22 protein-coding genes and 1 pseudogene are annotated in these 22274 nt (G+C 73.4%); 13 read left to right on the forward strand and 10 right to left on the reverse strand.

The genetic code is table 11. The features are described 5' to 3' along the window. Positions 1-109 precede the first annotated feature (109 nt). Entirely contained in the window at positions 110-292 is a 183-nt protein-coding gene (locus tag BLW82_RS10735) for a hypothetical protein (protein WP_093498566.1), read from the forward strand. Positions 293-512: 220 nt separating this feature from the next. Here BLW82_RS10735 and BLW82_RS10740 read toward each other — a convergent pair whose 3' ends face one another. From BLW82_RS10740 to BLW82_RS10755, 4 genes are all read right to left on the reverse strand, one after another. Then, positions 513-971: a DUF6099 family protein gene (locus BLW82_RS10740; protein WP_093498567.1), complete on the reverse strand. Its 459-nt coding sequence runs from the start codon at positions 969-971 to the stop codon at positions 513-515. 193 nt (positions 972-1164) lie between these two features. Continuing rightward, complete coding sequence (locus tag BLW82_RS10745) at positions 1165-1494, reverse strand: nucleotide pyrophosphohydrolase (protein WP_093498568.1); 330 nt, start codon at positions 1492-1494, stop codon at positions 1165-1167. Further along, a complete protein-coding gene (locus tag BLW82_RS10750) occupies positions 1491-2894 on the reverse strand; it encodes an AAA family ATPase (RefSeq protein WP_093498569.1) in 1404 nt (467 codons plus the stop codon). The genes BLW82_RS10745 and BLW82_RS10750 overlap by 4 nt, the downstream gene beginning before the upstream one ends. Before the next feature lie 116 nt (positions 2895-3010). Beyond that, the gene (locus tag BLW82_RS10755) at positions 3011-3400 is read right to left on the reverse strand and encodes a cell division protein SepF (RefSeq protein ID WP_093498570.1); all 390 of its coding nucleotides are present in this window, start codon (positions 3398-3400) and stop codon (positions 3011-3013) included. 288 nt (positions 3401-3688) lie between these two features. Here BLW82_RS10755 and BLW82_RS10760 point away from each other — a divergent pair, with 288 nt between their 5' ends. After that, positions 3689-5389, forward strand: a complete 1701-nt coding sequence (locus BLW82_RS10760; RefSeq protein WP_371131486.1) for a hypothetical protein — start codon at positions 3689-3691, stop codon at positions 5387-5389. A gap of 78 nt (positions 5390-5467) precedes the next feature. Here the strand turns inward: BLW82_RS10760 and BLW82_RS10765 are convergent, their stop codons facing one another. Beyond that, a complete protein-coding gene (locus tag BLW82_RS10765) occupies positions 5468-5980 on the reverse strand; it encodes a YceI family protein (protein ID WP_093498572.1) in 513 nt (170 codons plus the stop codon). Positions 5981-6081: 101 nt separating this feature from the next. Here BLW82_RS10765 and BLW82_RS10770 point away from each other — a divergent pair, with 101 nt between their 5' ends. The 4 genes from BLW82_RS10770 to meaB all read left to right on the forward strand — a co-directional run bounded on the left by BLW82_RS10770 (position 6082) and on the right by meaB (position 11652). Then, positions 6082-6579, forward strand: coding sequence for a MarR family winged helix-turn-helix transcriptional regulator (locus tag BLW82_RS10770; protein WP_093498573.1), 498 nt, complete (start codon positions 6082-6084; stop codon positions 6577-6579). Positions 6580-6692: 113 nt separating this feature from the next. Beyond that, positions 6693-8498 carry a methylmalonyl-CoA mutase subunit beta gene (locus BLW82_RS10775; RefSeq protein ID WP_093498574.1) on the forward strand — a complete coding sequence of 602 codons (1806 nt, stop codon included), beginning with the start codon at positions 6693-6695 and terminating at the stop codon, positions 8496-8498. Beyond that, positions 8498-10657 carry a methylmalonyl-CoA mutase gene (gene scpA / locus BLW82_RS10780; protein WP_093498575.1) on the forward strand — a complete coding sequence of 720 codons (2160 nt, stop codon included), beginning with the start codon at positions 8498-8500 and terminating at the stop codon, positions 10655-10657. Before BLW82_RS10775 ends, scpA begins: the two co-directional genes overlap by 1 nt. Then, entirely contained in the window at positions 10654-11652 is a 999-nt protein-coding gene (gene meaB, locus BLW82_RS10785) for a methylmalonyl Co-A mutase-associated GTPase MeaB (protein ID WP_093498576.1), read from the forward strand. The genes scpA and meaB overlap by 4 nt, the downstream gene beginning before the upstream one ends. Here meaB and BLW82_RS10790 read toward each other — a convergent pair. The 3 genes and pseudogenes from BLW82_RS10790 to BLW82_RS45345 all read right to left on the reverse strand — a co-directional run. Further along, positions 11640-11981: a sigma factor-like helix-turn-helix DNA-binding protein gene (locus tag BLW82_RS10790; RefSeq protein ID WP_093498577.1), complete on the reverse strand. Its 342-nt coding sequence runs from the start codon at positions 11979-11981 to the stop codon at positions 11640-11642. The two genes, meaB and BLW82_RS10790, sit on opposite strands and share 13 nt — an antisense overlap. A gap of 251 nt (positions 11982-12232) precedes the next feature. Then, on the reverse strand, positions 12233-12955 hold the full coding sequence (locus BLW82_RS10795) for a hypothetical protein (protein WP_093498578.1): 723 nt from the start codon (positions 12953-12955) through the stop codon (positions 12233-12235). A gap of 249 nt (positions 12956-13204) precedes the next feature. Beyond that, a pseudogene (locus BLW82_RS45345) lies at positions 13205-13309 on the reverse strand (thiamine pyrophosphate-binding protein); the annotation flags it as partial. Between the two features lie 152 nt (positions 13310-13461). Between BLW82_RS45345 and BLW82_RS10805 the strand changes: the two are divergent. Next, positions 13462-14685, forward strand: coding sequence for an MFS transporter (locus BLW82_RS10805; RefSeq protein WP_256216198.1), 1224 nt, complete (start codon positions 13462-13464; stop codon positions 14683-14685). 137 nt (positions 14686-14822) lie between these two features. Then, positions 14823-15683 (forward strand): LysR family transcriptional regulator, encoded by an 861-nt coding sequence (locus tag BLW82_RS10810; protein WP_093498581.1) that lies wholly within the window; start codon positions 14823-14825, stop codon positions 15681-15683. Between the two features lie 628 nt (positions 15684-16311). Here the strand turns inward: BLW82_RS10810 and BLW82_RS10820 are convergent. After that, positions 16312-16776 (reverse strand): DUF5709 domain-containing protein, encoded by a 465-nt coding sequence (locus tag BLW82_RS10820; protein WP_093498582.1) that lies wholly within the window; start codon positions 16774-16776, stop codon positions 16312-16314. 436 nt (positions 16777-17212) lie between these two features. Between BLW82_RS10820 and BLW82_RS10830 the strand changes: the two genes are divergently transcribed. Together BLW82_RS10830 and BLW82_RS10835 are read left to right on the forward strand one after the other, a co-directional pair. Further along, the gene (locus tag BLW82_RS10830; protein WP_093498584.1) at positions 17213-17467 is read left to right on the forward strand and encodes a hypothetical protein; all 255 of its coding nucleotides are present in this window, start codon (positions 17213-17215) and stop codon (positions 17465-17467) included. Between the two features lie 29 nt (positions 17468-17496). Then, the gene (locus BLW82_RS10835) at positions 17497-17691 is read left to right on the forward strand and encodes a hypothetical protein (protein WP_093498585.1); all 195 of its coding nucleotides are present in this window, start codon (positions 17497-17499) and stop codon (positions 17689-17691) included. 110 nt (positions 17692-17801) lie between these two features. Here BLW82_RS10835 and BLW82_RS10840 read toward each other — a convergent pair whose 3' ends face one another. Next, positions 17802-18437: a TetR/AcrR family transcriptional regulator gene (locus BLW82_RS10840; protein ID WP_093498586.1), complete on the reverse strand. Its 636-nt coding sequence runs from the start codon at positions 18435-18437 to the stop codon at positions 17802-17804. A 137-nt stretch (positions 18438-18574) separates the two neighbouring features. Here BLW82_RS10840 and BLW82_RS10845 point away from each other — a divergent pair, with 137 nt between their 5' ends. The 3 genes from BLW82_RS10845 to BLW82_RS10855 are packed head-to-tail and all read left to right on the forward strand — an operon-like array spanning position 18575 to position 22265. Then, positions 18575-19720: a VOC family protein gene (locus BLW82_RS10845; protein WP_093498587.1), complete on the forward strand. Its 1146-nt coding sequence runs from the start codon at positions 18575-18577 to the stop codon at positions 19718-19720. Beyond that, on the forward strand, positions 19717-20655 hold the full coding sequence (locus tag BLW82_RS10850; protein ID WP_093498588.1) for a fumarylacetoacetate hydrolase family protein: 939 nt from the start codon (positions 19717-19719) through the stop codon (positions 20653-20655). The genes BLW82_RS10845 and BLW82_RS10850 overlap by 4 nt, the downstream gene beginning before the upstream one ends. Further along, positions 20652-22265, forward strand: a complete 1614-nt coding sequence (locus tag BLW82_RS10855) for a bifunctional 3-(3-hydroxy-phenyl)propionate/3-hydroxycinnamic acid hydroxylase MhpA (protein ID WP_093498589.1) — start codon at positions 20652-20654, stop codon at positions 22263-22265. The genes BLW82_RS10850 and BLW82_RS10855 overlap by 4 nt, the downstream gene beginning before the upstream one ends. Positions 22266-22274 lie beyond the last annotated feature (9 nt).

The following is a 22274-nucleotide window of genomic DNA, read 5'->3' on the forward strand; positions in this document are numbered from 1 at the left end:
TTGGGTGGGGGGAGCCGGGCCGTCCGGCACCCGCGCCGGACGGTCGCCGTCGCCGCGCGTCGTTCGTGGCCCGCCGCCGACGGCGGGCCGGGGGGCCGAGGAGGCCGTCTTGTCCGAAGAGTCCGTTCCACAGCAGGGTGGCCCCTCGTCCGGTCAGCCGAAGGGACTGCTCCAGCAGATGGAGGAGCTCATGGCGGCATTGAACGCGAACCTCTCCGCACTGGACGCGGACCTGCAGCGGCCCCCGCGGGAAAAGGCCGATCTCGGCCGGGAGGCGCGTCCCAGGTCCTAGGGCTGCCGGGCGAGGTGGACGGGGCCGGTACGTCGTTCGTCCACCGGCCGGTGGGGGTTGATCGCGCAGGTCCCCGCGCCCCTGAAAAGGGCGGTCACCCCGGCGCCTTCAGGGGCGCCGGGGGTACCCCCCGGCCGAAAGCCGGGTGAGGAACAGCGCGACCAGCCATGGCGGCGTCGCGGACGAACGACGACGCCTCGCGGCTCTTCGAGCGGAACGCTCAGCCGTCACGGACCTCCTCCCGGGCCGCCAGTTTGCGGAGCATCTCCAGGACCCGGTCCCGGGACTCGTCGGCCGCGTCGATGGCTTCCATGCACTGCCAGTACGTCGCCTCGTCGGCCGCGACGCTGGCCATGCCGACCAGGGCGATGCCGGCCTCGGCGAGGAGGCCGCCGAGGCTCAGCAGGGTCTGGCGGGCGTCGTCCAGTTCGGTCAGCTGGGCGGCGCGCAGGGTGCCGGGGTCCAGGTCGGGGGTGCCCAGCACGCCGCAGCCGCGGCCCGCCAGCTCGGTCAGGCCGAGCGCCTCGCCGCGCAGCTCGGGCGGCCCGGAGACGGCCAGCCGGCTGCCGATCGCCTGGGCCAGGGCCTGGGCCTGCCACACCTCGGTCATCATCTCCGGACCGCCCGCACCGTGCGCCAGCGCCTGTCTGCTCGCCCCGATGAGCCGCATCGCGTCCATCCGTCGCCCCGTCCCCGTCGGTCCGAACTGCCTTGCCGCACTCAGTAGTTCACTACCCAGAGTGAGGGTTCCCGAGTCGCGGGGCCAGAGGAAGGCGGAAATCTGTGGACAACAATTCGGATTCGGGCGGAACACGGCTACTGAGTGTTAAACCGGAGTGCCGGACTCCTCGCCTCGGGTGCCCGACGGTCCGTCAGGCGGGCGGGAAGCGGTGCTCGTTGCGGTCGATCTTCGCGGCCAGCGCGGCCAGCGGGTCGACGTCCAGGACGTCGCAGAGCTGCAGGAGATAGGCGAGGACGTCGGCGACCTCGTCCAGGACCCGGTGGGCGGTGCCGGGGTCGGCCATCACCCGGGACGACTCCTCCGGGGTCAGCCACTGGAAGATCTCGACCAGTTCGGACGCCTCCACGCTGAGGGCGGAGGCCAGGTTCTTGGGGGTGTGGTACTGCCGCCAGTCGCGGGCGGCGGCGAACTCGGCCAGCCGGCGCTGGAGTCCCGCCACGTCCAGGGGTTCTTCGGTCACGTTTCCAGGTGTACCACCGTGATAGCCGCCGCCTCGGCCCAGGACGCGTCGCTCACCGCGCCGACCAGCCGGATGTGGCCGCGCTCGCCCATCAGGACGGCCGTACGCAGGAGTTCGGCGCGCTGGCCCGGGTCCAGGCCGCGGTCGAAGCCGTCGGCGAGGACGGTGAGGCCGCGCATGGCGTCGGGAACCTCGCCCGGTGCGTCGACCGCCAGAACGCCGGGCCCGGTGAAGAGGACCAGGGCGAGGGCGAGGTAGCGCAGTTCGCCGTCGCCGAGCCGGTCCAGTTCCGTGCGCCGGCCGTCGCCGCGGTCGAGGAGCGCCCGTACCGTGCCGTCGCCGAGCGGTTCGGCGAGCAGGTCGACGACGGGGCCGGCGCAGCCGGTTCGCACCGCGTCGACGAGCAGGCCGTGCCGGCGGCCGCATTCGGCGCGGGTGCGCCACAGGACGTCGGCGAGGTTGTCGCAGCCGCGCAGCAGTCGGCCGGAGCCGGTGCGGACGGGGGCGCGCATGCCATCGGGCCGCGGGTCGCAGGGGAACACCGACCGCAGGGCGACGACCATCTGCTCGGCGGCGGCGAGGACCCGCCGCTGTCCGTCCGTCTTGCCGGCGACGCGCAGGGGCAGCAGGGCGGTGCCGAGGCGGTCGTCGGGGAGCGGGGCCCGGGTCACCGGTGCGGAGCCCGCGGTGTGCCAGGCGGCCTGCACGGCCGGGCGGCTCGGGTCGCGCAGCGCGGTCTCCAGGAGCACCAGGCCGCCCGCGGTCAGCCGTTCGCCGACGACGCGCAGTTCGGGCTCGGCCTGGACGGCGAGGTCCAGCCGCACCGGCCCCTCGGCACCCTCGGCCGTACAGCCGATGCGGAAGCCCCGGCGCCGCTGCGCGTCCGGCCGGGCCCCCTCCGGCACCAGCGCGCCCGGGTCCGGGAAGACCTCCGCGAGCGCGGCGCCGCCCCCGAGCCGGGCGAGCGCTTCGTAGGCGGCGAGCGCCGTGCTCTTCCCGCTCCCGCTGGGCCCGGCGAACAGGGTGACCTGCCCGACGGGAAAGGTCGCCCCACGGTGCCGGGCGAAGGTGGACAGCCGGAGTTCGGTGACGCGGGGGCGCGGGTCACGACGAGGGGTGGCGGCGGGGGCGGGGAGAGGGGCGGGTGCGGCGGCCGGGGGAGTGTCCGTGCGGGCCGAGCGGACGCGCGGGAGCGTATGCGAGAGGCCGGCGGCCGCGCCGGAGCGTGCCGGGCGGGGCCGCCCGGGGGCCGGACCATCGGCCTCCGCGGACGCGTTCGGCGCCGTCGACGGCCCCCCGCCCTCGGACGGCAGCGGGAGCGACGGCGACGGCGTATGGCCCGCTGCGGGACGGGCGGAGGGAGAAGGACGGGACGCGGGCGAGGCGGAGGGCACGGCCATATGCGGACCGTAGGCCTCCGGCTGCCCGGCGAACCGTTCCGCCCGTCGGCCCTTCCTTCGATCGGGGGATGCCCCGCGGTCCCGCGAACCGGCCCGGTCGCCTGCCGGACCGGCGCTCAGCCCCCGGAGACCCCGGCCCCCTCCATCAGCCCGCCGACCTCCGTGCCGGGTGGGGTGAGGAGGAAGACGTTGCGGTCGACCCGGTGCATTCCGCTGGCCAGGCCGAAGACCACGCCCGTGCTGAAGTCGAGGACGCGCTTGGCGACCTCCGTCTCGGCGCCGGTGAGGTCGAGCAGGACCGGTATCCCGGCCATCAGCGTCTCGGCGACGTCACGGGCGTCGGCGAAGACGTTGACCCGCAGCACGACGAAACGACGGCGCGTCTCGGTCTCCGCGTCCGGCAGCGCCCGGTGGTCCACCGCCGACGGCCAGGCGTCGCGCCCCCGCAGCGGCACTACCTGGGCGAGCCCTTCCCACTGTTCATCGGTGACGTCGTAACGGCTCACCGGCTCCCCCTGACCTGACTCGCACTCGATGCCTGCACCAGCCAATTCTTACGCCAAGTCACCCGTTCGGCCCAACAGCGACACGAAGCGCGCGCGTTTCCAGGCACCCCGGCCGGAAAGAAAGATCTTGTTACTATTCAGGCGATTGCCGCGCATTAGGGGCCTCTTACCGCCCTCACACCGGACTCTTCTCCTCCTGACGTGCCCCGTTCACCGCTCGCGATTACCGTCCGCTCCGTGCACTTGGCAGAAACGCAACAGGTGACACCCGACCGGCGGACACAGTCGGTGGTGTCCGCCGCTCCGGGCGATGCCGGATCCCCCGCCCCCTGGCACCGCGTCCTGACCCTCCTCGCCGACATCGGCCTGTTCATCGGCACCCGGTCGGCGTGGACGCAGGCGGTGACGCACCACCAGGTCCTGGGGGCCCTGATCTCCCTCTGCTACGTCTCGATCCTGGTGACCGGGGTGCTGACACTGACCGTCCGCAGCACCCGGTCGCTGGCCCGCCTCGACCTGGTGGTCCTGGTCACGGCGGTGACGCTGGCGCTGTGCGCCTGGGTGCTGAACCACAACGGCGGCGACGAGGGCGTCCTCACCACCCAGGCCGCCAGGGAACTCGTCGCCGGCCACCCGGTGTACGGGCAGCCCTGGCCGTGGCTGTTCGGCGGCAAGGGGGTCGCCCTGACGCCGACCATAGGCGGGAGTTACGACTACACCTACGGCTATCCCCCGCTGGCCCTGCTGCTGACCGTCCCGTTCCTGTGGCTCGGTCACCAGGGCGCCCCCGCGACGGCGGTGTGCGCGGGCGCCCTGATCGCCGGCACGGTCGCGCTGTGGCGGATGCTCCCGGTCCCGTGGCGGTCGGCGGCGACACTGTCCTGCCTGGGCTTCGGTTTCCTCTCCACGTACTCCCGGGTCGGCTACCCGGCGGTCATCGCCCTGGCGCTGCTGATCCCGGTGGTGGTGCGCTGGCCACGGATCGGGCAGGGCGGCCGGCTGGGCGCGGCCGGGATCGCGCGGGCCGCGTGCCTGGGGGCCGCGTGCGCGGCCCAGCAGCTGCCGTGGTTCGTCACACCGTTCCTGCTGGCCGGCGTCTACGCCGTGCGGCGCGGGGAACTGGGCGGCCGGGCCGCCGCCCTGGTGGTGCTGCGGGTCACCGGCGTGGCCGTCACGGTGTGGCTGCTGATCAGCGCGTACTTCATCGCCTCCGAGCCCGGCCGCTGGCTGGGCGGGATCGCGCTGCCGCTCACCCAGGGTGCCGTGGTGCACGGCCAGGGCCTGGTGGACATCACGCTCTACTACACGGACGGCAGCGACCGCATCGACTGGTACTCGCACGCGAGCATGCTCCTGGCGGCGGCCCTGCTGGCCCTGTTCGTGTTCTTCGTGCGGCGTCTGGGCCCGGCGGCGACCGTGCTGCCCTGGCTCGCGTTCTTCCTGGCGACCCGCTCCCAGGACGGCTACTACCTGATGATGACCCCGCTGTGGCTGGCGGCGGCCGTGACCGTCCCGCTCTCGGAGTTCGAGCACGCCTGGCAGCCGCGCCCGGCCCTGCTGTCCGGGCCCCGCCGCCGCCCCGCCCTGATCGCGACGGTCGTCCTGCTGCTGACCCCGGCTCTGGTGAGCGCGGCGCTCGCGGCGTCCGGGCGGCCGCCGCTGCGGATGGAGATCACCGCTCTGCGGCGCACCGGGCACCAGGCCGAGGTGGTCAGGGCGATGACGCTCAAGGTGGTCAACACGGGGAGCGTCCCGCTCACCCCGCACTACACGCTCACCACCGGCCAGGGCATGAGCAAGTACTGGCTGCTGGTGCGGGGTCCGGCGACGATCCCCGGGCACGGCACGGCGAGTGTCGAGATCAAGCCGTCGAACGGCCGGTTCGGCATCCCCGCCAAGCCGAGCACGCGGATCCGGCTGCGCGCCTTCACCGCGGACCCGCAGACGCTGTCCAGCAAGGACGTCAAGCTCCGCAGGACGGCCCGCTGAGCGCTCTGCCGGATGCCGGGGCGCTCCGCCGGAAGCGCCTTCGGCCGGCGGTGCCCCCAGCGCCCCTCACCCTGCGCTTCAGGCCGCCGTGCGGGTGAAGCGCAGGGTGGCGGTCACCGTCGTCGGGCCGCCCATCATGCGCATCTGGTTGAAGGTGATGCCGAACTCCTCGCGCACCACCTGGAACTCGGCCTCCAGCGTGAGCCCGTCGGCGTCCGCCGAGACCAGCTTCGCGGTGGCCTTCTGCGGCCTGCTGACGCCCCGGACGGTCAGCTGCCCGTCGACCTGGACCTCGTCACCGGTGTGCCGGGCGCTGCGCACCGCGAAGGTGATCTCCGGGTGGTTGCCGGCGTCGAAGAAGTCGGCCGAGCGCAGGTGCTCGTCGCGCTTCTTGTTCCCGGTGTCCAGGGAGGCCGCGCCGATCGTCACGGTTCCGGTGGCGGTGCCGTCGGCGGTGACCTCGCCCCGGCCGGTGACGCCCGCGAAGGTGCCCTTGACGGCGACCAGGCCCCAGAAGGTCTTGTGCCGGACGGCGACGGTGGAGGCGGTCGGGTCGAGCTGCCAGAGGCCGGTTTCCACGGTGACGGTCATGGCCGTACTCCGATTCATTGATGGTTCAAATTTGGATGACTACAGGGACGGCTGCACGCTAGCCCAATATCCAAATTTGGACAACAGGTAGACTCGACGCCATGGCCGCCGCCCAGGAACACCCCGCAGAGCTGCCCGAATGCCCGTCCCCCGCGGGCGGCGGGCTGCTCCCGGCCGAACTGCGCGCCTGGATGCTGCTGCTGGCCGCGACCGGTGCCGTGGAGCAGCGGCTGCGCTCGGTCGTGAAGGAGACCCTGGACGTCTCGCACGACGAGTTCCTGATCCTGTGCCTGCTGGCCGAGGTACCGGGCGAGGGGCTGCGGATGACCCGGATCGCCGAGCTCCTGGGCCGCCCGAAGACCCGCCTCACCTACCAGATCGCCTGCCTCCAGCACGCCGGTCTGGTCACCCGCAAGGCCGCCTGCGGGGACAAGCGGGGCATCGAGGTCGCCCTCACCGACAAGGCCCGCCGCCAGATCCGGGACGCCTCCGCCGCCCTCGCCGAGACGGTCGGCCAGGCGGTCGGGCACGTCATCGGTCCGGAGCAGCGCAAGGCGCTGTGCGCGCTGATCCCGGAGCTCGCCGGCGACACGCCCTGACCGTGGAAATCCGGCCACTTCACCCCCGGGAGGCGCAGGTCACAACCACGGAGAGGGCAAGGTCACAGCCCTGCCACCCGTGCACTTTTGGCGCTCTGCCCTAGCATCCGAGCATGACGGTCCTGCCTGACGACGGGCTCTCACTGGCCGCCGAGTTCCCTGACGCGACGCAAGAGCAGTGGCAACGCCTGGTCGAGGGTGTGCTGCGCAAGTCCGGCAGGGAAGTCTCGGGCGAGGCAGCCGAGGACGCCCTGTCCACGACGCTGGAGGACGGGCTGCGCACCCGTCCCCTGTACACCGCGCGCGACTCCGCACCCGACCCCGGTCTGCCCGGCTTCGCGCCGTACGTGCGCGGCGGCCGTCCTCAGGGCGGCGTCGCGGACGGCTGGGATGTACGGCAGCGGCACACGGCGGCTCCCGACGGCGCCCTCCTGGCCGACCTGGAGAACGGCGTCACCTCGCTCTGGCTGGTCGCGGGCCGGGGCGGCATCCCCGTGTCCGGCCTCGCCCGCGCCCTCGACGGCGTCTACCTGGACCTCGCCCCGGTGGTCCTGGACGCCGGCCAGGACACCGAGGCGGCGGCGGCCGAGCTGTTCCGGCTGTACGACGAGAAGGGCGTCGACCCCAAGGCGGTCCGCGGCAACCTGGGCGCCGACCCGCTGGGGTACGAGGCGCGCACCGGCACCGCGCTGCCCTTCGCGCCCGCCGCCGAACTGGCGAAGCGCTGCGCCGCGGAGTTCCCGGGCCTGCGCGCGCTGACCGTGGACGCGCTGCCGTACCACGAGGCGGGCGGCTCGGCCGCGCAGGAACTGGGCGCCTCGCTGGCCACCGGCGTGGCCTGCCTGCGCGAGCTGACCGAGGCCGGCCTCGGCATCGAACAGGCCCTCGGGCAGCTGGAGTTCCGGTACGCGGCGACCGCCGACCAGTTCCTGACCATCGCCAAGCTGCGCGCGGCCCGCCGGCTGTGGGCGCGGGTCGCCGAGGTCAGCGGGGCGGCCGGCGCGGGCGCGCAGGTGCAGCACGCGGTCACCTCGCCGGTGATGATGAGCCGCCGCGACCCGTGGGTGAACATGCTCCGTACGACGGTCGCGACGCTGGCCGCGGGGGTGGGCGGCGCCGACTCCGTCACCGTGCTGCCGTTCGACCACGCGATCGGCCTGCCCGACGCGTTCGCCCGCCGGATCGCCCGCAACACCTCGACGATCCTCATCGAGGAGTCCCACCTGGCCCGGGTCGTCGACCCGGCGGGCGGCTCCTGGTACGTCGAGAAGCTCACCGACGAACTCGCCCACGCGGCCTGGGAGTTCTTCCGGACCATCGAGCGGGACGGCGGCCAGGCGGCCGTGCTGCGCTCCGGCCGCCTGCGCACCGACCTCGCGACCACCTGGGCCGAGCGCTCCAAGAAGCTCGCCAAGCGCCGTGAACCCGTCACCGGCGTCAGCGAGTTCCCGTTCCTCGCCGAGAAGCCGGTCGTGCGCGAACCGGCACCCGAGCCGCCGTCGGGCGGCCTCCCCCGGGTCCGCCGCGACGAGGCGTACGAGGAACTGCGCGCCCGCTCGGACGCCCATCTCGCGGCGACCGGCAGCCGCCCCCGGATCTACCTGGCCACGCTCGGTCCGGCCGCCGCGTACACCGCGCGCGCCGGCTTCGCCGCCAACCTCTTCCAGGCCGGCGGCATCGAACCCGTCACCGAGGGCAGCTTCGAGGAGAGCGGCGCCACCGAGGCGGTGCTCTGCTCCAGCGACGCCCTCTACGCCGAACAGGCCGCGCAGGCCGCCGCGTCGCTGAAGGCGGCCGGTGCCCGGCACGTGGTCCTCGCGGGCCGCGGCGAGTTCGCCGGTGTCGACTCCTGCGTCTTCGCGGGCTGCGACGCCGTGGCCGTGCTGTCCGAGACCCTCGACCGCATGGGAGTGTCCTGATGGGAATCCCCGACTTCTCCGGCATCGAACTGGGGACCCCCGTCACCGACGGCAGCCCCGGCGAATGGCTGGCGGCCGGCGGTGACCTGCCGCTGTGGGAGACCCCCGAGGGCATCGGGGTCAAGCCGCTCTACACCGGCCGTGACCTGGAGGGCCTCGACTTCCTCGGGACCTACCCGGGCATCGCGCCGTACCTGCGCGGCCCGTACCCGACGATGTACGTCAACCAGCCCTGGACCATCCGCCAGTACGCGGGCTTCTCCACCGCCGAGGAGTCCAACGCGTTCTACCGGCGCAACCTGGCGGCCGGCCAGAAGGGCCTGTCGGTCGCCTTCGACCTGCCCACGCACCGGGGCTACGACAGCGACCACCCGCGGGTGACCGGTGACGTCGGCATGGCGGGCGTGGCCATCGACTCGATCTACGACATGCGCCAGCTGTTCGACGGCATCCCGCTGGACAAGATGACCGTGTCGATGACGATGAACGGCGCGGTGCTCCCCGTGCTCGCCCTCTACATCGTGGCGGCGGAGGAACAGGGCGTACCGCCCGAGAAGCTGGCCGGGACCATCCAGAACGACATCCTCAAGGAGTTCATGGTCCGCAACACCTACATCTATCCGCCGAAGCCGTCGATGCGGATCATCTCCGACATCTTCGCGTACACCTCGCAGCGGATGCCGCGCTACAACTCGATCTCCATCTCCGGGTACCACATCCAGGAGGCCGGTGCCACGGCCGACCTGGAGCTGGCGTACACGCTCGCGGACGGCGTCGAGTACATCCGCGCGGGCCGCGAAGCCGGCCTGGACGTCGACGCGTTCGCGCCCCGGCTGTCCTTCTTCTGGGCGATCGGCATGAACTTCTTCATGGAGATCGCCAAGCTGCGGGCGGCCCGGCTCCTGTGGGCGAAGCTGGTCGCGCAGTTCGAGCCGCAGAACACCAAGTCCCTTTCCCTGCGCACCCATTCGCAGACCTCGGGCTGGTCGCTGACGGCGCAGGACGTCTTCAACAACGTCACCCGCACCTGTGTCGAGGCGATGGCGGCGACCCAGGGCCACACCCAGTCCCTGCACACCAACGCCCTCGACGAGGCGCTCGCGCTCCCCACCGACTTCTCGGCACGGATCGCCCGCAACACCCAGCTGCTCATCCAGCAGGAGTCGGGCACCACCCGGGTCATCGACCCGTGGGGCGGCAGCGCCTACGTGGAACGGCTGACGTACGACCTCGCCCGCAAGGCCTGGGCGCACATCCAGGAGGTCGAGGCGGCGGGCGGCATGGCCAAGGCGATCGACGCCGGCATTCCCAAGCTGCGTATCGAGGAGGCGGCGGCCCGCACCCAGGCGCGGATCGACTCCGGGCGGCAGCCGGTGATCGGCGTCAACAAGTACCGGGTGGACAGCGACGAGCAGATCGAGGTCCTCAAGGTCGACAACTCCTCGGTGCGCGCCCAGCAGATCGAGAAGCTGCGGCGGCTGCGCGCGGAGCGGGACGAGACGGCCTGCCAGGACGCGCTCGACGCGCTGACCCGGGCCGCGGACGGCGACGGCAACCTGCTGGAACTGGCGGTGCACGCGGCCCGCTCCAAGGCGACCGTCGGCGAGATCTCGGACGCCCTGGAGAAGGTGTACGGCCGGCACGCGAGCCAGATCCGTACGATCTCCGGTGTGTACCGCAACGAAGCAGGCGAGTCCCCGAACGTGGACCGCACCCGGGCCCTGGTCGACGCGTTCGACGAGGCCGAGGGGCGCCGCCCGCGCATCCTGGTCGCCAAGATGGGCCAGGACGGTCACGACCGCGGCCAGAAGGTGATCGCGACCGCCTTCGCCGACCTCGGCTTCGACGTCGACGTCGGCCCGCTGTTCCAGACCCCGGAGGAGGTCGCCCGCCAGGCGGTGGAGGCGGACGTCCACGTGGTCGGCGTCTCCTCGCTGGCGGCCGGCCACCTCACCCTCGTGCCGGCCCTGCGCGAGCAGCTCGCCGAGGAGGGCCGGGCGGACATCATGATCGTGGTCGGCGGTGTCATCCCGCCGCAGGACGTGCCGACCCTCCTGGAGATGGGTGCCACGGCCGTGTTCCCGCCCGGGACGGTGATCCCCGACGCGGCCTACGACCTGGTGAAGCGGCTGTCGGCGGAACTCGGGCACGACCTGTGATCGATGTCGACGCCTATGTGAAGGGTGTGCTCGACGGGCGGCGCGCGGTGATCGCCCGCGCCATCACGCTCGTCGAGTCCACCCGGCCACAGCACCGGGCGCCGGCACAGGAGGTGCTCACCGAGCTGCTCCCGCACAGCGGCCGGGCCCGGCGGATCGGCGTCAGCGGGGTGCCGGGCGTGGGCAAGTCGACGTTCATCGACGCGTTCGGCACCCTGCTGACGGGGCTGGGCCACCGGGTCGCGGTCCTGGCCGTGGACCCTTCGTCCACGCGCACCGGCGGCTCGATTCTCGGCGACAAGACGCGCATGGAACGCCTCGCCGTCGACCCGAACGCCTTCGTCCGCCCCTCCCCCAGCGCGGGCACCCTCGGCGGGGTCGCGAAGGCGACCCGCGAGTCGATGGTGATCATGGAGGCCGCCGGGTACGACGTGATCCTGGTCGAGACCGTCGGCGTCGGCCAGTCGGAGACCGCGGTCGCCGACATGGTCGACTCCTTCCTGCTGCTCAGCCTGGCCCGTACCGGTGACCAGCTCCAGGGCATCAAGAAGGGCGTCCTGGAGCTGGCCGACGTGATCGCCGTCAACAAGGCGGACGGCCCGCACGAGCGCGACGCCCGGTCCGCGGCCCGGGAACTGGCGGGCGCGCTGCGCCTCATGCACGGCAAGGACGCCTTCTGGACTCCCCCGGTGCTCAGCTGCAGCGCGCGGGAGTCGACCGGCCTGGAACTGGTCTGGGAACGGCTGGAACAACACCGGGCGCTGCTGGACTCCACCGGGCGGCTCGCCGGGAAGCGGCGTGAGCAGCAGGTCGGCTGGACCTGGTCGATGGTCCGGGACGACCTGCTCGGCCGGCTGACCGCCCACCCGGCGGTCCGGGCGGCCGCCCCCGGCCTCGAACAGCAGGTCAGAGAGGGCACGTTGACGGCGACGCTGGCCGCCGAGCGCATCCTGCAGGCGTTCGGCGAACCGGCCGAGGGGCCTCAGGCCAGCTGATCCCGGAGCGCCTCGCGGGTCCTGGCCACCCGGGAGCGGACCGTGCCGACGGGGCAGCCGCCGACCTCGGCGGCCTCCGCGTACGGCAGCCCGACGAGCTGGTGCTGGGCCGTCTGGGTGCCGACTGCGGCGGACACGACCAGCGGCAGCCCGCGTTCGCGACCCGACAGGGCCCAGCCGAGGGTGCCGGTGAGCGCCAGGGCGGCGGCCAGCGCCCAGGCGGGTACCCGGCTGCCGGACATCAGGACGTGGCCCAGGGCGGCGAGCAGCACGCAGACGGCCGCGAACACCGCGGACCGCGTCGTGCGTGCGCACCGTCCTGCCGTCATGGCGCATCATCCTCGCAGCCGGCGACGACCTGTCGGGGAGTGGTACGGCGATGCACAGCGGGTGCGCTCAACTCACAGGTGGTGCGCGCCGGTTCACCGAGTCGTCCGGGTGCGGCCCGGTGGGGGCTGAGCGCGCGGTTCCCGCGCCCCTGAAAGCATCGGCCGCGGGCAGTCGTCCCGCCGGGGCGGCACGGGTGGGCGCGGTGGCACCCTGCGAGCGCCGGTGAGCGTCCCCGTCCCCCGGCCCCAGCTCAGCTCTTCGCCCACGGGCCCTCCGGCACCGCCGTCCGTACCCGCGCCCGCGTCACGTCGACCACGATCGTGCGGTCGTCGTCCAGGTCCTCCCTGACCCTGCGGAGTCGTCCCGCCCTGTCGATCCAGTACCTCAGCGGGGCGTCGCCGGCGGAGAAGACGTCGTAGCGGCGGCCGTCGATCCGGTCGGTGCCCAGGTGGCGACGGCCCGAGCGGGCGATCCGGTGCGCGTCGTCCGGGCGGGCGGCGGCCAGCGACAGCGTCAGCCGCAGGGCCGTGTCCAGCGAGGCCGGCCCGTAGCGGCGGCGGATCCACGCCGTCGGCCGTAGCCGCGCGGCATCCCGTACCGCCTCCGCCGTCGACGCCGGTCGCGCCGGCGGGCCCGCGCTGCCGTCCGCCTTGGGGTGGGCGACCTCCAGCCCGGCGCCGTCCCACGCCAGCAGCCGCCGCTCCGCCGCGTCCCCGGTGTCGAACCAGCCCACCGCACGGTGCCGGTGCTCGTCGACCACCGCGCGGACCACGGCCGTACCCCCGGGCAGCGGAGCCCGTACCGTCACCTCGGCCGGGCTGTCCCGGTACGCGCGGAGCGGGGTGAGGGCCATGCGCCGGGCCTCGTCCGCGGAGAGCGGGCGGGGGTCGTCGCCGCCGGCGAGGAGGAACGGCAGCGCACCGCACACGCCCGTCACCGCGGCGAGGGCCGTCCAGGTCCAGGGGGATCGCATTCGAGCTCGTACGTTCTTCGCCGCTGTCCGCATGACATGTACCTACACGCGGACGGACCGCGCCCGGTGGGCACCGGTGCGCGGCCCGCTCGGCGTCACCCGTGCGGGGTGCGCCGTTTGCCCCAGGGGTCGGCCGGCCGATCCTGCCGCCTCCTCGATGGGGCGGGTGACCGCGTCGGGGCGGGTGACGAGGGACAGGTGGCCCGCCTTCACCTCGGTGACCTGCGCGTCCGCGCGCCGGGCCATCGCCAGGTCGCCGGGGCCGCCGGAGCCGGCGCAGGCGGTGAGGCGGCCGGTGGGCCGGGCCGCGGCGCCGGCCGCGAACGCCGCGACCTCCTCGTGGCGAAGCTGGACGGCGGCAGAGCCCTGTGGACACGGGCAGGCCATCTCCGACCAAGATGACAGACATCCCGAACCATCGCCGTGAAGGGGGAAGCATGACGGGTGCCGGAGCGCTTACGCATACCGAGAGCACACCTCCTGCGAGGAAAGGTCCCGTGTCCCAGATGTCGTCGTCCGAAATACGCTCTCCGCACCGGGAGGCCGCCGACGCCGCCCACGGGGTGCCCGGCTGGCTGATCGCGCTGTTCGCCGTCGCCTCCGGCATGACGGTCGCGAACCTGTACTACGCCCAGCCCCTGCTGTCCGAGCTGCGCGGGGTCTTCCACATCAGCGAGGCCACCGCGGGTCTGCTGATCACGCTCACCCAGGTCGGCTACGTGATCGGCATGATCTTCCTGGTGCCGCTCGGCGACCGGCTGGAGAAGCGGAGCCTGATCACCGCGCTCCTGACGGTCACCACGCTCGCCCTGGTGGCGGCCGGTCTCGCGACCGGGTTCCCGATGCTGCTCGTCGCCTCGCTGGTCAGCGGGGCCACCTCCGTGGTGGCCCAGATCCTCGTCCCGTTCGCCGCGAGCCTGGCGCCCGACCACGCCCGGGGCCGGGTGGTGGGCCGGGTGATGAGCGGCCTGCTCACCGGCATCCTGCTGTCGCGGACGCTCAGCAGCCTGGTCTCCAGTGTGGCCGGCTGGCGCGTCGTCTATCTCGGCTCGGCCGTCCTGATGGCCCTGCTGGGCGTGGCCCTGCGGCTGGCCCTGCCCAAGCAGGCGCCGACCACCTGCGTGGCGTACCACCGCGTGCTGCGCTCCACGGCGGCGATGGTGCGCACGCACCCGGCGCTGGTGCGCCGGGGCCTCTACCAGGCCGCGATGTTCGGTGCCTTCAGCGCCTTCTGGACCACCGTCTCCTACCTCCTGACCGGGCCCGGCTTCCGCTACTCGGCCGTCGGGGTCGGGGTGTTCGCGCTGGTCGGCGCGGCCGGTGCGGCCGTCGCCCCGTTCGCCGGGCGCTGGGCCGACCGCGGGCTGACCCGGCGGATGACCGGTGCCGCGTTCGGCCTCGCCACGGTGGCCTTCGCGATCGCCGGGTTCGGCCAGCACAGCGTCGTCCTGATCGGGCTCGCGGCCGTCGCCCTCGACATGGCCGTGCAGACCAGCCTGATCCTCGGCCAGCACACCGTCTACCAACTCGATCCCCTCGCCCGGGCACGCCTGAACAGTGCCTTCATCGCGATCTTCTTCATCGGCGGCGCCCTCGGCTCCCAGCTCGGCTCGATCGCCTACCGGTCCGGCGGCTGGAGCGCGGTCAGCGTGTTCGGGGCCGTCCTGCCGGTGCTGGGCCTGCTGTACTGGCTCACCGAGCGCCGGACCGGCGCGAAGCGCCCGGCGTAGAGCGCCGAGGGCCGCTTCCACGGCACGCCCTCCCCTGGTCCGCGCCGGAGAGAGCCCGGGAGCGGCGGACGCCTGCCTAGGATGCGGCGGAGATCGCCGCCGTACCGAGGCGGGCGCCGTGCCACCGGGAGCGGATCATGGACCTGCGGCAGATGGAAGTCGTGGTCGCCGTGGCGGACGCGGGCGGGTTCACAGCGGCCGCGCGGCGGCTGAACGTGGTCCAGTCCGCCGTCTCCGGCACGGTCCGCGCCCTGGAACGTGAACTCGGCACCCCGCTGTTCACCCGGACCACGCACCGGGTCGGGCTCACCCCGGCCGGCGAGGCGTTCGTCCCGGCGGCCCGGCAGGCCCTGCGCGCCGCCGAGCTGGCCCGCGAGGCGGTCGACGCGGCGAAGGGCGAGCTGCGCGGCCGGGTGACGGTCGGCACGATGCAGGGCGTGTGGGCGAACCTGCACCACGCGCTGGCCGCGCTGCGGGAGGAACACCCGCGCGTGCTGGTGCAGTTGCGGCAGGAGGCGGTCACCGACATCCGGCAGGCGCTGCGCGAGGGCACGGTGGACCTGGCGGTGGTGGCGCTGGACCGCCAGCAGCAGCGCGGTCTGGTGACCAGGCTGCTGGCCCGCGAGGAGATGGTCCTGGTGGCCTCGCCGCGCCGGAGCCTCACGGCCGAGGGCACGGTCCACCTGGCCGACATCGCCGAGCTGCCGCAGGTGGAGTTCACCCCCGGCTGGGCGATCCGGGACGCGGCCGACCGCGCGTTCCGGGCGGCCGGCGTCGAACGCGCCACGACCTTCGAGGTCAACGACATCGTGGCCGCCTCCGAACTGGTCCGGGCCGACCTCGGCGTCTGCATCATGCCGCCGACCATCGCCCACCGCTTCCCGGACCTGACGACCTACCGGTTCGCCCGGCACGCGCCGAGCTGGAAGGTGATGGTGGTACGGCCGCCGGGAGAGCCCCCGGCGGCCGTCGCGGCGCTGCTGCGCCACATCACCTGACCCGGCCCCTCGGCCCCACCGCGGGCCGGCCGGCCGCCGCTCACCCTGGCGCTGTGCGGCGCGACGCCGCGCGCCACGAGGCATCCGGCCGGGCGGTGGGTGCCTACGGTCGAGGCCGTGCGGCTTCGCGGAGTTCCTGCCGCCTCCGTCGTCCCACTGACCCGACCCGATCGAGGACGTCCCCTGAGCTCTCCCAGGCACCTTCCGGGGCGGCCGCGTTCGACGCCGAGCGGTTCCTCGTCGTCCCCACCCGGATCTTCGACGCCCCGGAGGTCGGCGAGGTGTTCCGCGCACCCAGCCGGACCCTGCCGCGTGGGCCCGGCGGCACGGCCGCCGCGCCCCCGTGCGACGCCCTCCGTCCCGCGCTGACCGTCACCGCCCTCGAACCCGCCGGCGACGGCACGGGGTCGTCATCACCGCCGCCACCGTGCACGACCAGCGGGGCGAACTGGTCCTGTCCGGGCAGCACGAGTACCTGTTGCGTCGCTGAGCGGTCAGCGCCCCGAAGGGGCGTGGGGAACTGCGCGACCGGTCACGACGGCGCCGCGGTCGACACGTCGCGGCACGTCCCGGAAACGACGTGGGCGCGGGGACGGAACCCCGTCCCCGCGCCCACGTGCAGGTCGTCTCAGAAGTCCTCGGAGTCGGGGATCACGTGCATCGCGGCCTCCTCCGCCGACGCCCCGGCGCCGTCCAGACCCCGGTCGGAGGCGAACAGGTCGGAGTCGGTGACCTCGTGCGCGCCCTCGTCGGGTGCGAGGAGCCGTCCGGCGCGGTCGTCGCCCACCTCGTCGTCGAGGAGTTCGCCGTCGGTGTCCCAGGCGTCGCCGAGGTCGTCGCCGTCCGGGACGCCCACGTCCGGCACCTCCTCGGCGAGGCGCTCGTCCAGGGTCTCCCCGCGCAGTCCCTCCGCCGCGGTCACGCCCGTGTGCTCCACGGCCCAGGGCCGCTCCGGCGGCGAGTAGCCCTCGTCCAGGGCCTCCTCGCCGGCCCGGTAGTCCAGGGTGTCCGAGGCGTCCAGCAGACCGGCGTCGTCCTGCACCTCCGAACCGTCCGGCTGGTAGACCTCGTCACCCATCGCCTCGTCGGTCATACGCGCTCCATCGTCACTCGGGCCGACAGTTCGTTCCGGCCGTCAACCGGAAAGAGTAGGAGGTCGTGGTCGCGGTCGGGCAGTGCGATCACGAAAGCGGTGGCGGGAACGGCCCTGCGGACGGCGCCCAGGACGCGGCGGGCGGTGGCCCGGTCGAGTCCCGCGGTCGGCTCGCCCAACGGCAGGACGGGCGGATCCCGCAGCACGGCCCGCGCGAGGGCGTCCCGGCGCAGGGCCCGTGCCGCCCGCTGATGCGGGCCGGGCCACCGCCCTGCCGACCGACACCGACGATGCCGAACAGCACTTCCGCGCCGCCTCGACGACCCGGCCACCGACTGCCGGCCGTTGGAGAAGGCGCTCGCCCACCTCGACCTCGGCGAGTTGCTGCGGGAGAAGGCACGATGCATGGACACGAGATGACCGCGGGCAGGGAGTCGTGGGCGAGTTCGGCCCCGCCGACCTCTCCCGGCCGGCCGCCGACCACGTTCAGGCCTCCAAGGACTTCAACTACGCTGCGGGCAACTCCATCGCGCAGTGGGTCTACGGCCCCGGAACCACGAGGTCCGTCGCGCAGCACACCAACCGGCTGCCCGCCGCGACCGACCCTGCCACCCACATCACCTCCGCGACGCCGCCCTTCCTCCTGATGCACGGCACGGCCGAGCCCTGGCCCCCCGCAGCCAGACCCTGAACCTCTTCAGAGCCCTCAGGAAGAAGGGCGTGGACGCCGAACGCGAGGTGCTCACCGGAGCCGGCCACGGAGACCTCAGCGTCGCGGGCCTCATCGGCACGTCACCGAGCGCCGCGCCGAGCACCTCGCCGAGCGCCTCCGCACCCGACAGCGCCTCGAAGCCCTGGTCCATCGCGAAGACGATGAGCTACCTCACCGGCTTCCTGTCGCGCCACAGCTCCTGACCACGCCGCAACACGGCGTCCTCGGCCATGGAGTTGCACGAGCACGTGGCTGCCGTGCTGCGGTGATTCCGTGACCGGAGCGCTGCCGGGGCCGTGGACCGGGTCCGCGCTCAGACGATGTCGGGCAGCGGGCGCCGGGTGACCTCGTGCGCCTCGTCCGGGGGGAGGCCCAGCATGCGCAGGACCATCGCGGCCAGGTCGGAGGCGGCCTCGTCACCGTCCAGGTCGGGGCGGGCCAGCCGCAGCGCCACCAGGGACAGCAGGGTCCCGCCCAGCGCGGACAGCGCCGTGGTCGGGTCGGTACCGGTGAAGCGGCCCGAGGCGATGCCGCGTTCCAGATCACGGAGCGCTCGCGGGGACAGGCCACGCTCGGAGTGGATGTGGGCCAGGCCGCGATCGCGCAGGATCCGCATGAGCTCGGGGTGGGAGTCGGCCATCCGGGCGGCGAGCCGGAAACCCGCGGCGACGAGCTCGGCGGGGTCGTCGATGCCTTGCGCGAGCTCGTCGATCGCCTGGCCGAACTCGTCCAGCGCGTCTGCCACCGCGGCGTCGAACAGCTCCGTCTTGGACTCGAAGTGGTTGTAGAACGAGCCGAAGCCGACGTCCGCGCGCTCGGCGATGGCCTGGATGCTGGCGCTGGTGTCCCCGGTCTCCGCGAGGATCTGCCGGGCCGCGCGGATCAGCGCCTGACGGGTCTCGGCGCGGCGCCGTTCGAAGCGGTTCCTGGGCGGGGCTGACGTCGGCATACGACGAGTCTAACCACCGTACCGATGACTGCCGCATGACTGATGATTCCATCACTTCTTTGGCCTGACTCTATTGACGATGAGAGTCCGCAAAGTTGATGATTTCCTCATTACGGCAATGTTGCTTGGAGGACACCATGTCCCACACCCCTGTTGACAGGGCCGATCTCCAGACGCCCCACCGAGATCTCCACAGCGAGCTGGGCGGCCTGCGCGGTGAGCACCCCGGACGCGCGCGGAACCCCGTCGTCAAGGTGGCGGACCTGGCCTGGCTGGAGTTCGAGAAGCCGGACCTCGACCGGGCCGAGGTGTTCGCTCGCGACTTCGGATTCGCCGTCGCCGCCCGCACCGAGCGGGAACTGTGGCTGCGCGGCACGTTCGCCGGTTCCCCCTGCATGGTCATCCGCCGCGGGCCGGCGTCCCGCTTCCTCGGGCCGGCGTTCCGCGCGGCGGAACGCGCCGATCTCGACCGGCTCGCCCGCGCGACGGGCTGCGACGTCCGGGACGCCGACGCACCCGGCGGCGGACAGGCGGTCACCCTGCTCGATCCCTCCGGCTTCCCGGTCCGGGTCGTGCACGGCACCGAACAGCTGCCCGCCCTGCCGGGGCAGCAGCCGCTGATCCTCAACACCGGCACCGAGGGCCGCCGTACGAACGCCACCCAGCGGCCGCCCCGCGAGCCGTCGCGTATTCAGCGGCTCGGGCACGTGGTGCTGGAGACACGGGTGTTCACGCGGGCCCTGGACTGGTACCTGGACACCCTCGGGATGATCGTGTCCGACTTCCTGTTCCTGGACGGGCAGCGCGGGCGCGGGCCGACCATGGCGTTCATCCGCTGCGACCAGGGCAGCAGGCCCGTGGACCACCACACCCTCGCCCTGCATCTGGGGCCCGGCACCGGGTACGTCCACTCCGCCTACCAGGTCACCGACCTGGACGCGATCGCCGCCGGCGGCGAGTACCTGGCCGAGCGCGGCTACCGGCGCAGCTGGGGCATCGGCCGGCACATCCAGGGCAGCCAGCTCTTCGACTACTGGCGCGACCCCGACCGCTTCATGCTGGAGCACTTCGCCGACGGCGACCTGTTCTGCCGCGACCTCGAACCCGGCTGGGCGCCGATGTCGGCGAGCGGCCTCGCGCAGTGGGGGCCGCCGGTCACCCGCGACTTCCTGGGCGCGAGCCCCTCCCCCGCCAAGCTCCGCGAGGTCATGACGGCCCTGCGCGGCGACAACGAACTCGACCCCGCACGCCTGCTGGGCCTGATGAAAGCGATGAGCTCATGAGCACCAACGTTCTGCACACCCCCGACGGCTGGTGGGCCGTCCGGGGCGAGCGCGCCGTCCGCATCGAGACCAAGGCGGTCACCACCGCCGAACTGATCGCCGACCGCGACGCGGTCCGCGACGCCGCCACCGGCGACGACAGCGGCACGCCCGTCGCCGACCTGGTGGCACTGCCCCCGGTCACCACCCCCTGCCGGGTGGTGGCCCAGATGGTCAACTACCGCAGCCACGCGAAGGATTCGGGCTTCACCGGCGACATCCCGCCCACCTTCTTCCGCAAGGCGTCCGGCTCGGTCAGCGGTCCGCACGAGCCGATCGTCCGCCCCGCGCACGTGAACTTCCTCGACTACGAGGTGGAACTCGGCCTCGTCATGGGCGCGCCGCTGCCCGTGGGCACCGTCGTCGAAGAGCAGGACCTCTCCCGCTACGTCGCCGGCCTCGTCCTGACCAACGACGTCAGCGCCCGCGACGTCCAGCTGACCAAGACCCAGTTCTACGAGAGCAAGTCCTACCCGACCTTCACCCCGACCGGCCCCTACCTGGCCCTGCTGGAGCCGGAGGACTTCGCCCACCTGCCGAACCTGCGGCTGCGGCTGTCGGTCAACGGGGTGCCGCGCCAGGACCGCACCCTCGCCGACATGATCGTCCGACCGGCGCAGGCACTCACCCTGCTCGCCCGCTTCCAGACCCTCGACCCGGGCGACCTGCTGCTCACCGGAACCCCCGGCGGCACCGCCCTGAAGGCCCCGCCCAAGCCCGTCGAGAAGATCGCCGCCCTGCTGCCGCCCGCACTGAAGTGGAAGGCGTTCTTCAAGGGCCAGGCCAAGAACCCCCGTTACCTGCGCGACGGTGACCTCGTCACCGCCACGATCGCCACCCCCGGCGGGCGGATCGACCTGGGCGAGCAGCGGACGACCGTGGCGGACGCGACGTGAGCGCCGCATCGCCGAGGCCGGTGGTCATCATCGGCGCGGGACCCGTGGGAGTCACGGCCGCGCTCCTGCTCGCCCGGTACGGGGTGCGCAGCCTGCTCCTCGAACGCCACCGGGACGTCTACCCCTTGCCGCGTGCCGTGGTCGTGGACGACGAGGTTCGCCGGATCCTGCAGAGCGTCGGGGTCCACGAGGAGTTCGCCGCCCTCGCCCGGCCGGCGCCCGGGTTGCGGCTGCTGGACGCCCGGCGGCGTGTGATCGCCGAGTTCCCGCGGTCCCTGGACGGCCACCACGGCTTCCCGCAGACCAGCATGTTCGACCAACCGGAACTTGAACGGCTGCTGCGCGAAGCCCTGGCCCGCCGCCCCGAGTGCGAGCTGTGGGGCGGGGTGGAGGTGGTGTCCGTCACCCAGGGCGGCGACGCCTCGCCCACTGTCGCGGGTCCGGTGCGGGTGACCTTCCGCCGCGAGGGCAGCGACGAGGAGGAACATCTGTGGGCCGACGCGGTCCTCGGCTGCGACGGCGCGGGCAGCCTCACCCGCGACGCCATCGGCGCCGTATGGGAGGACCTGCACTTCGAGGAGAGCTGGCGGGTCATCGACGCGCGCACCAGCCTCCCGGTGCGCACCTGGGAAGGCGCCGAGCAGATCTGCTGCCCCACCCGCCCGGCCACCTTCATGCGAGTCGGCGAAGACCGCTACCGCTGGGAGTTCCGGCTGGCCGAGGACGCGTCCCTGGACGGCCCGGAAGCGCTGGAGCAGGTGCGCGAGCTGGTCGCCCCCTGGGTCGACCTGCCCTCCGCTGCCCGCGGGGGCGGCGACTTCGAGGTGATCCGGCAGGCGCGGTACACCTTCCGGGCCCGCCTCGCCGACCGGTGGCACCGAGGACGCGTCTTCCTGCTGGGCGACGCCGCACACCTCACCCCGCCCTTCATCGGGCAGGGCCTGTGCGCGGGCCTGCGCGACGCCCACAACCTCACCTGGAAACTCGCCCGCGTCCTTCGACACGGTGCGGACGACCGGCTGCTGGACACCTACCAGCGAGAGCGCAAGCCACACGCCCGCCGTGTGATCCGTTTGGCGGTCGCCGTCGGCTGGGCCATGACCGGCGGACAGGACCGCGGTGCGGCCATCCGCCGGGCCGTGGTGGGCGCGGCCTGCCGCATCCCCGGCGTGACCGCGGCGGTGAGCCGCGACCTCAGCCCCGCACTGACCGCGAACCCGCTGGTACGACGCCGTCCACGGCTGTCCGGCCGTTCGCTGGCCGGTACCTTCTGTCCGCAGCCCTGGGTGCGGTACGGCGGCACGCGAGAGCGCCTCGACGACATCCTCGGGCACTCCTTCGCGCTGCTGACCGGCGTGCCGCCCACGGCACACATGACGGGCGTGGCCGCGGCCCTGGGCGCATCCGTGATCCATGTCGACGACCTGGACGACGACGGCACCCTGGCCGCCTGGCTGGCACGCGGCCGGGCCGACGCCGCCCTGCTGCGCCCCGACCGCGTCGTGATGGACACCGTCCCCACCGGCACCGGCGACTTCACCGACGCCACCGCCTGGGCTCCCTTGCTGCACACGGCCCGCCGCCCCGCCGAAGCCCCGCCCGCACCCTGACGAGGAACA

Source organism: Streptomyces sp. Ag109_O5-10, assembly GCF_900105755.1.
In the GTDB taxonomy this organism is placed as follows: Bacteria; Actinomycetota; Actinomycetes; order Streptomycetales; family Streptomycetaceae; genus Streptomyces.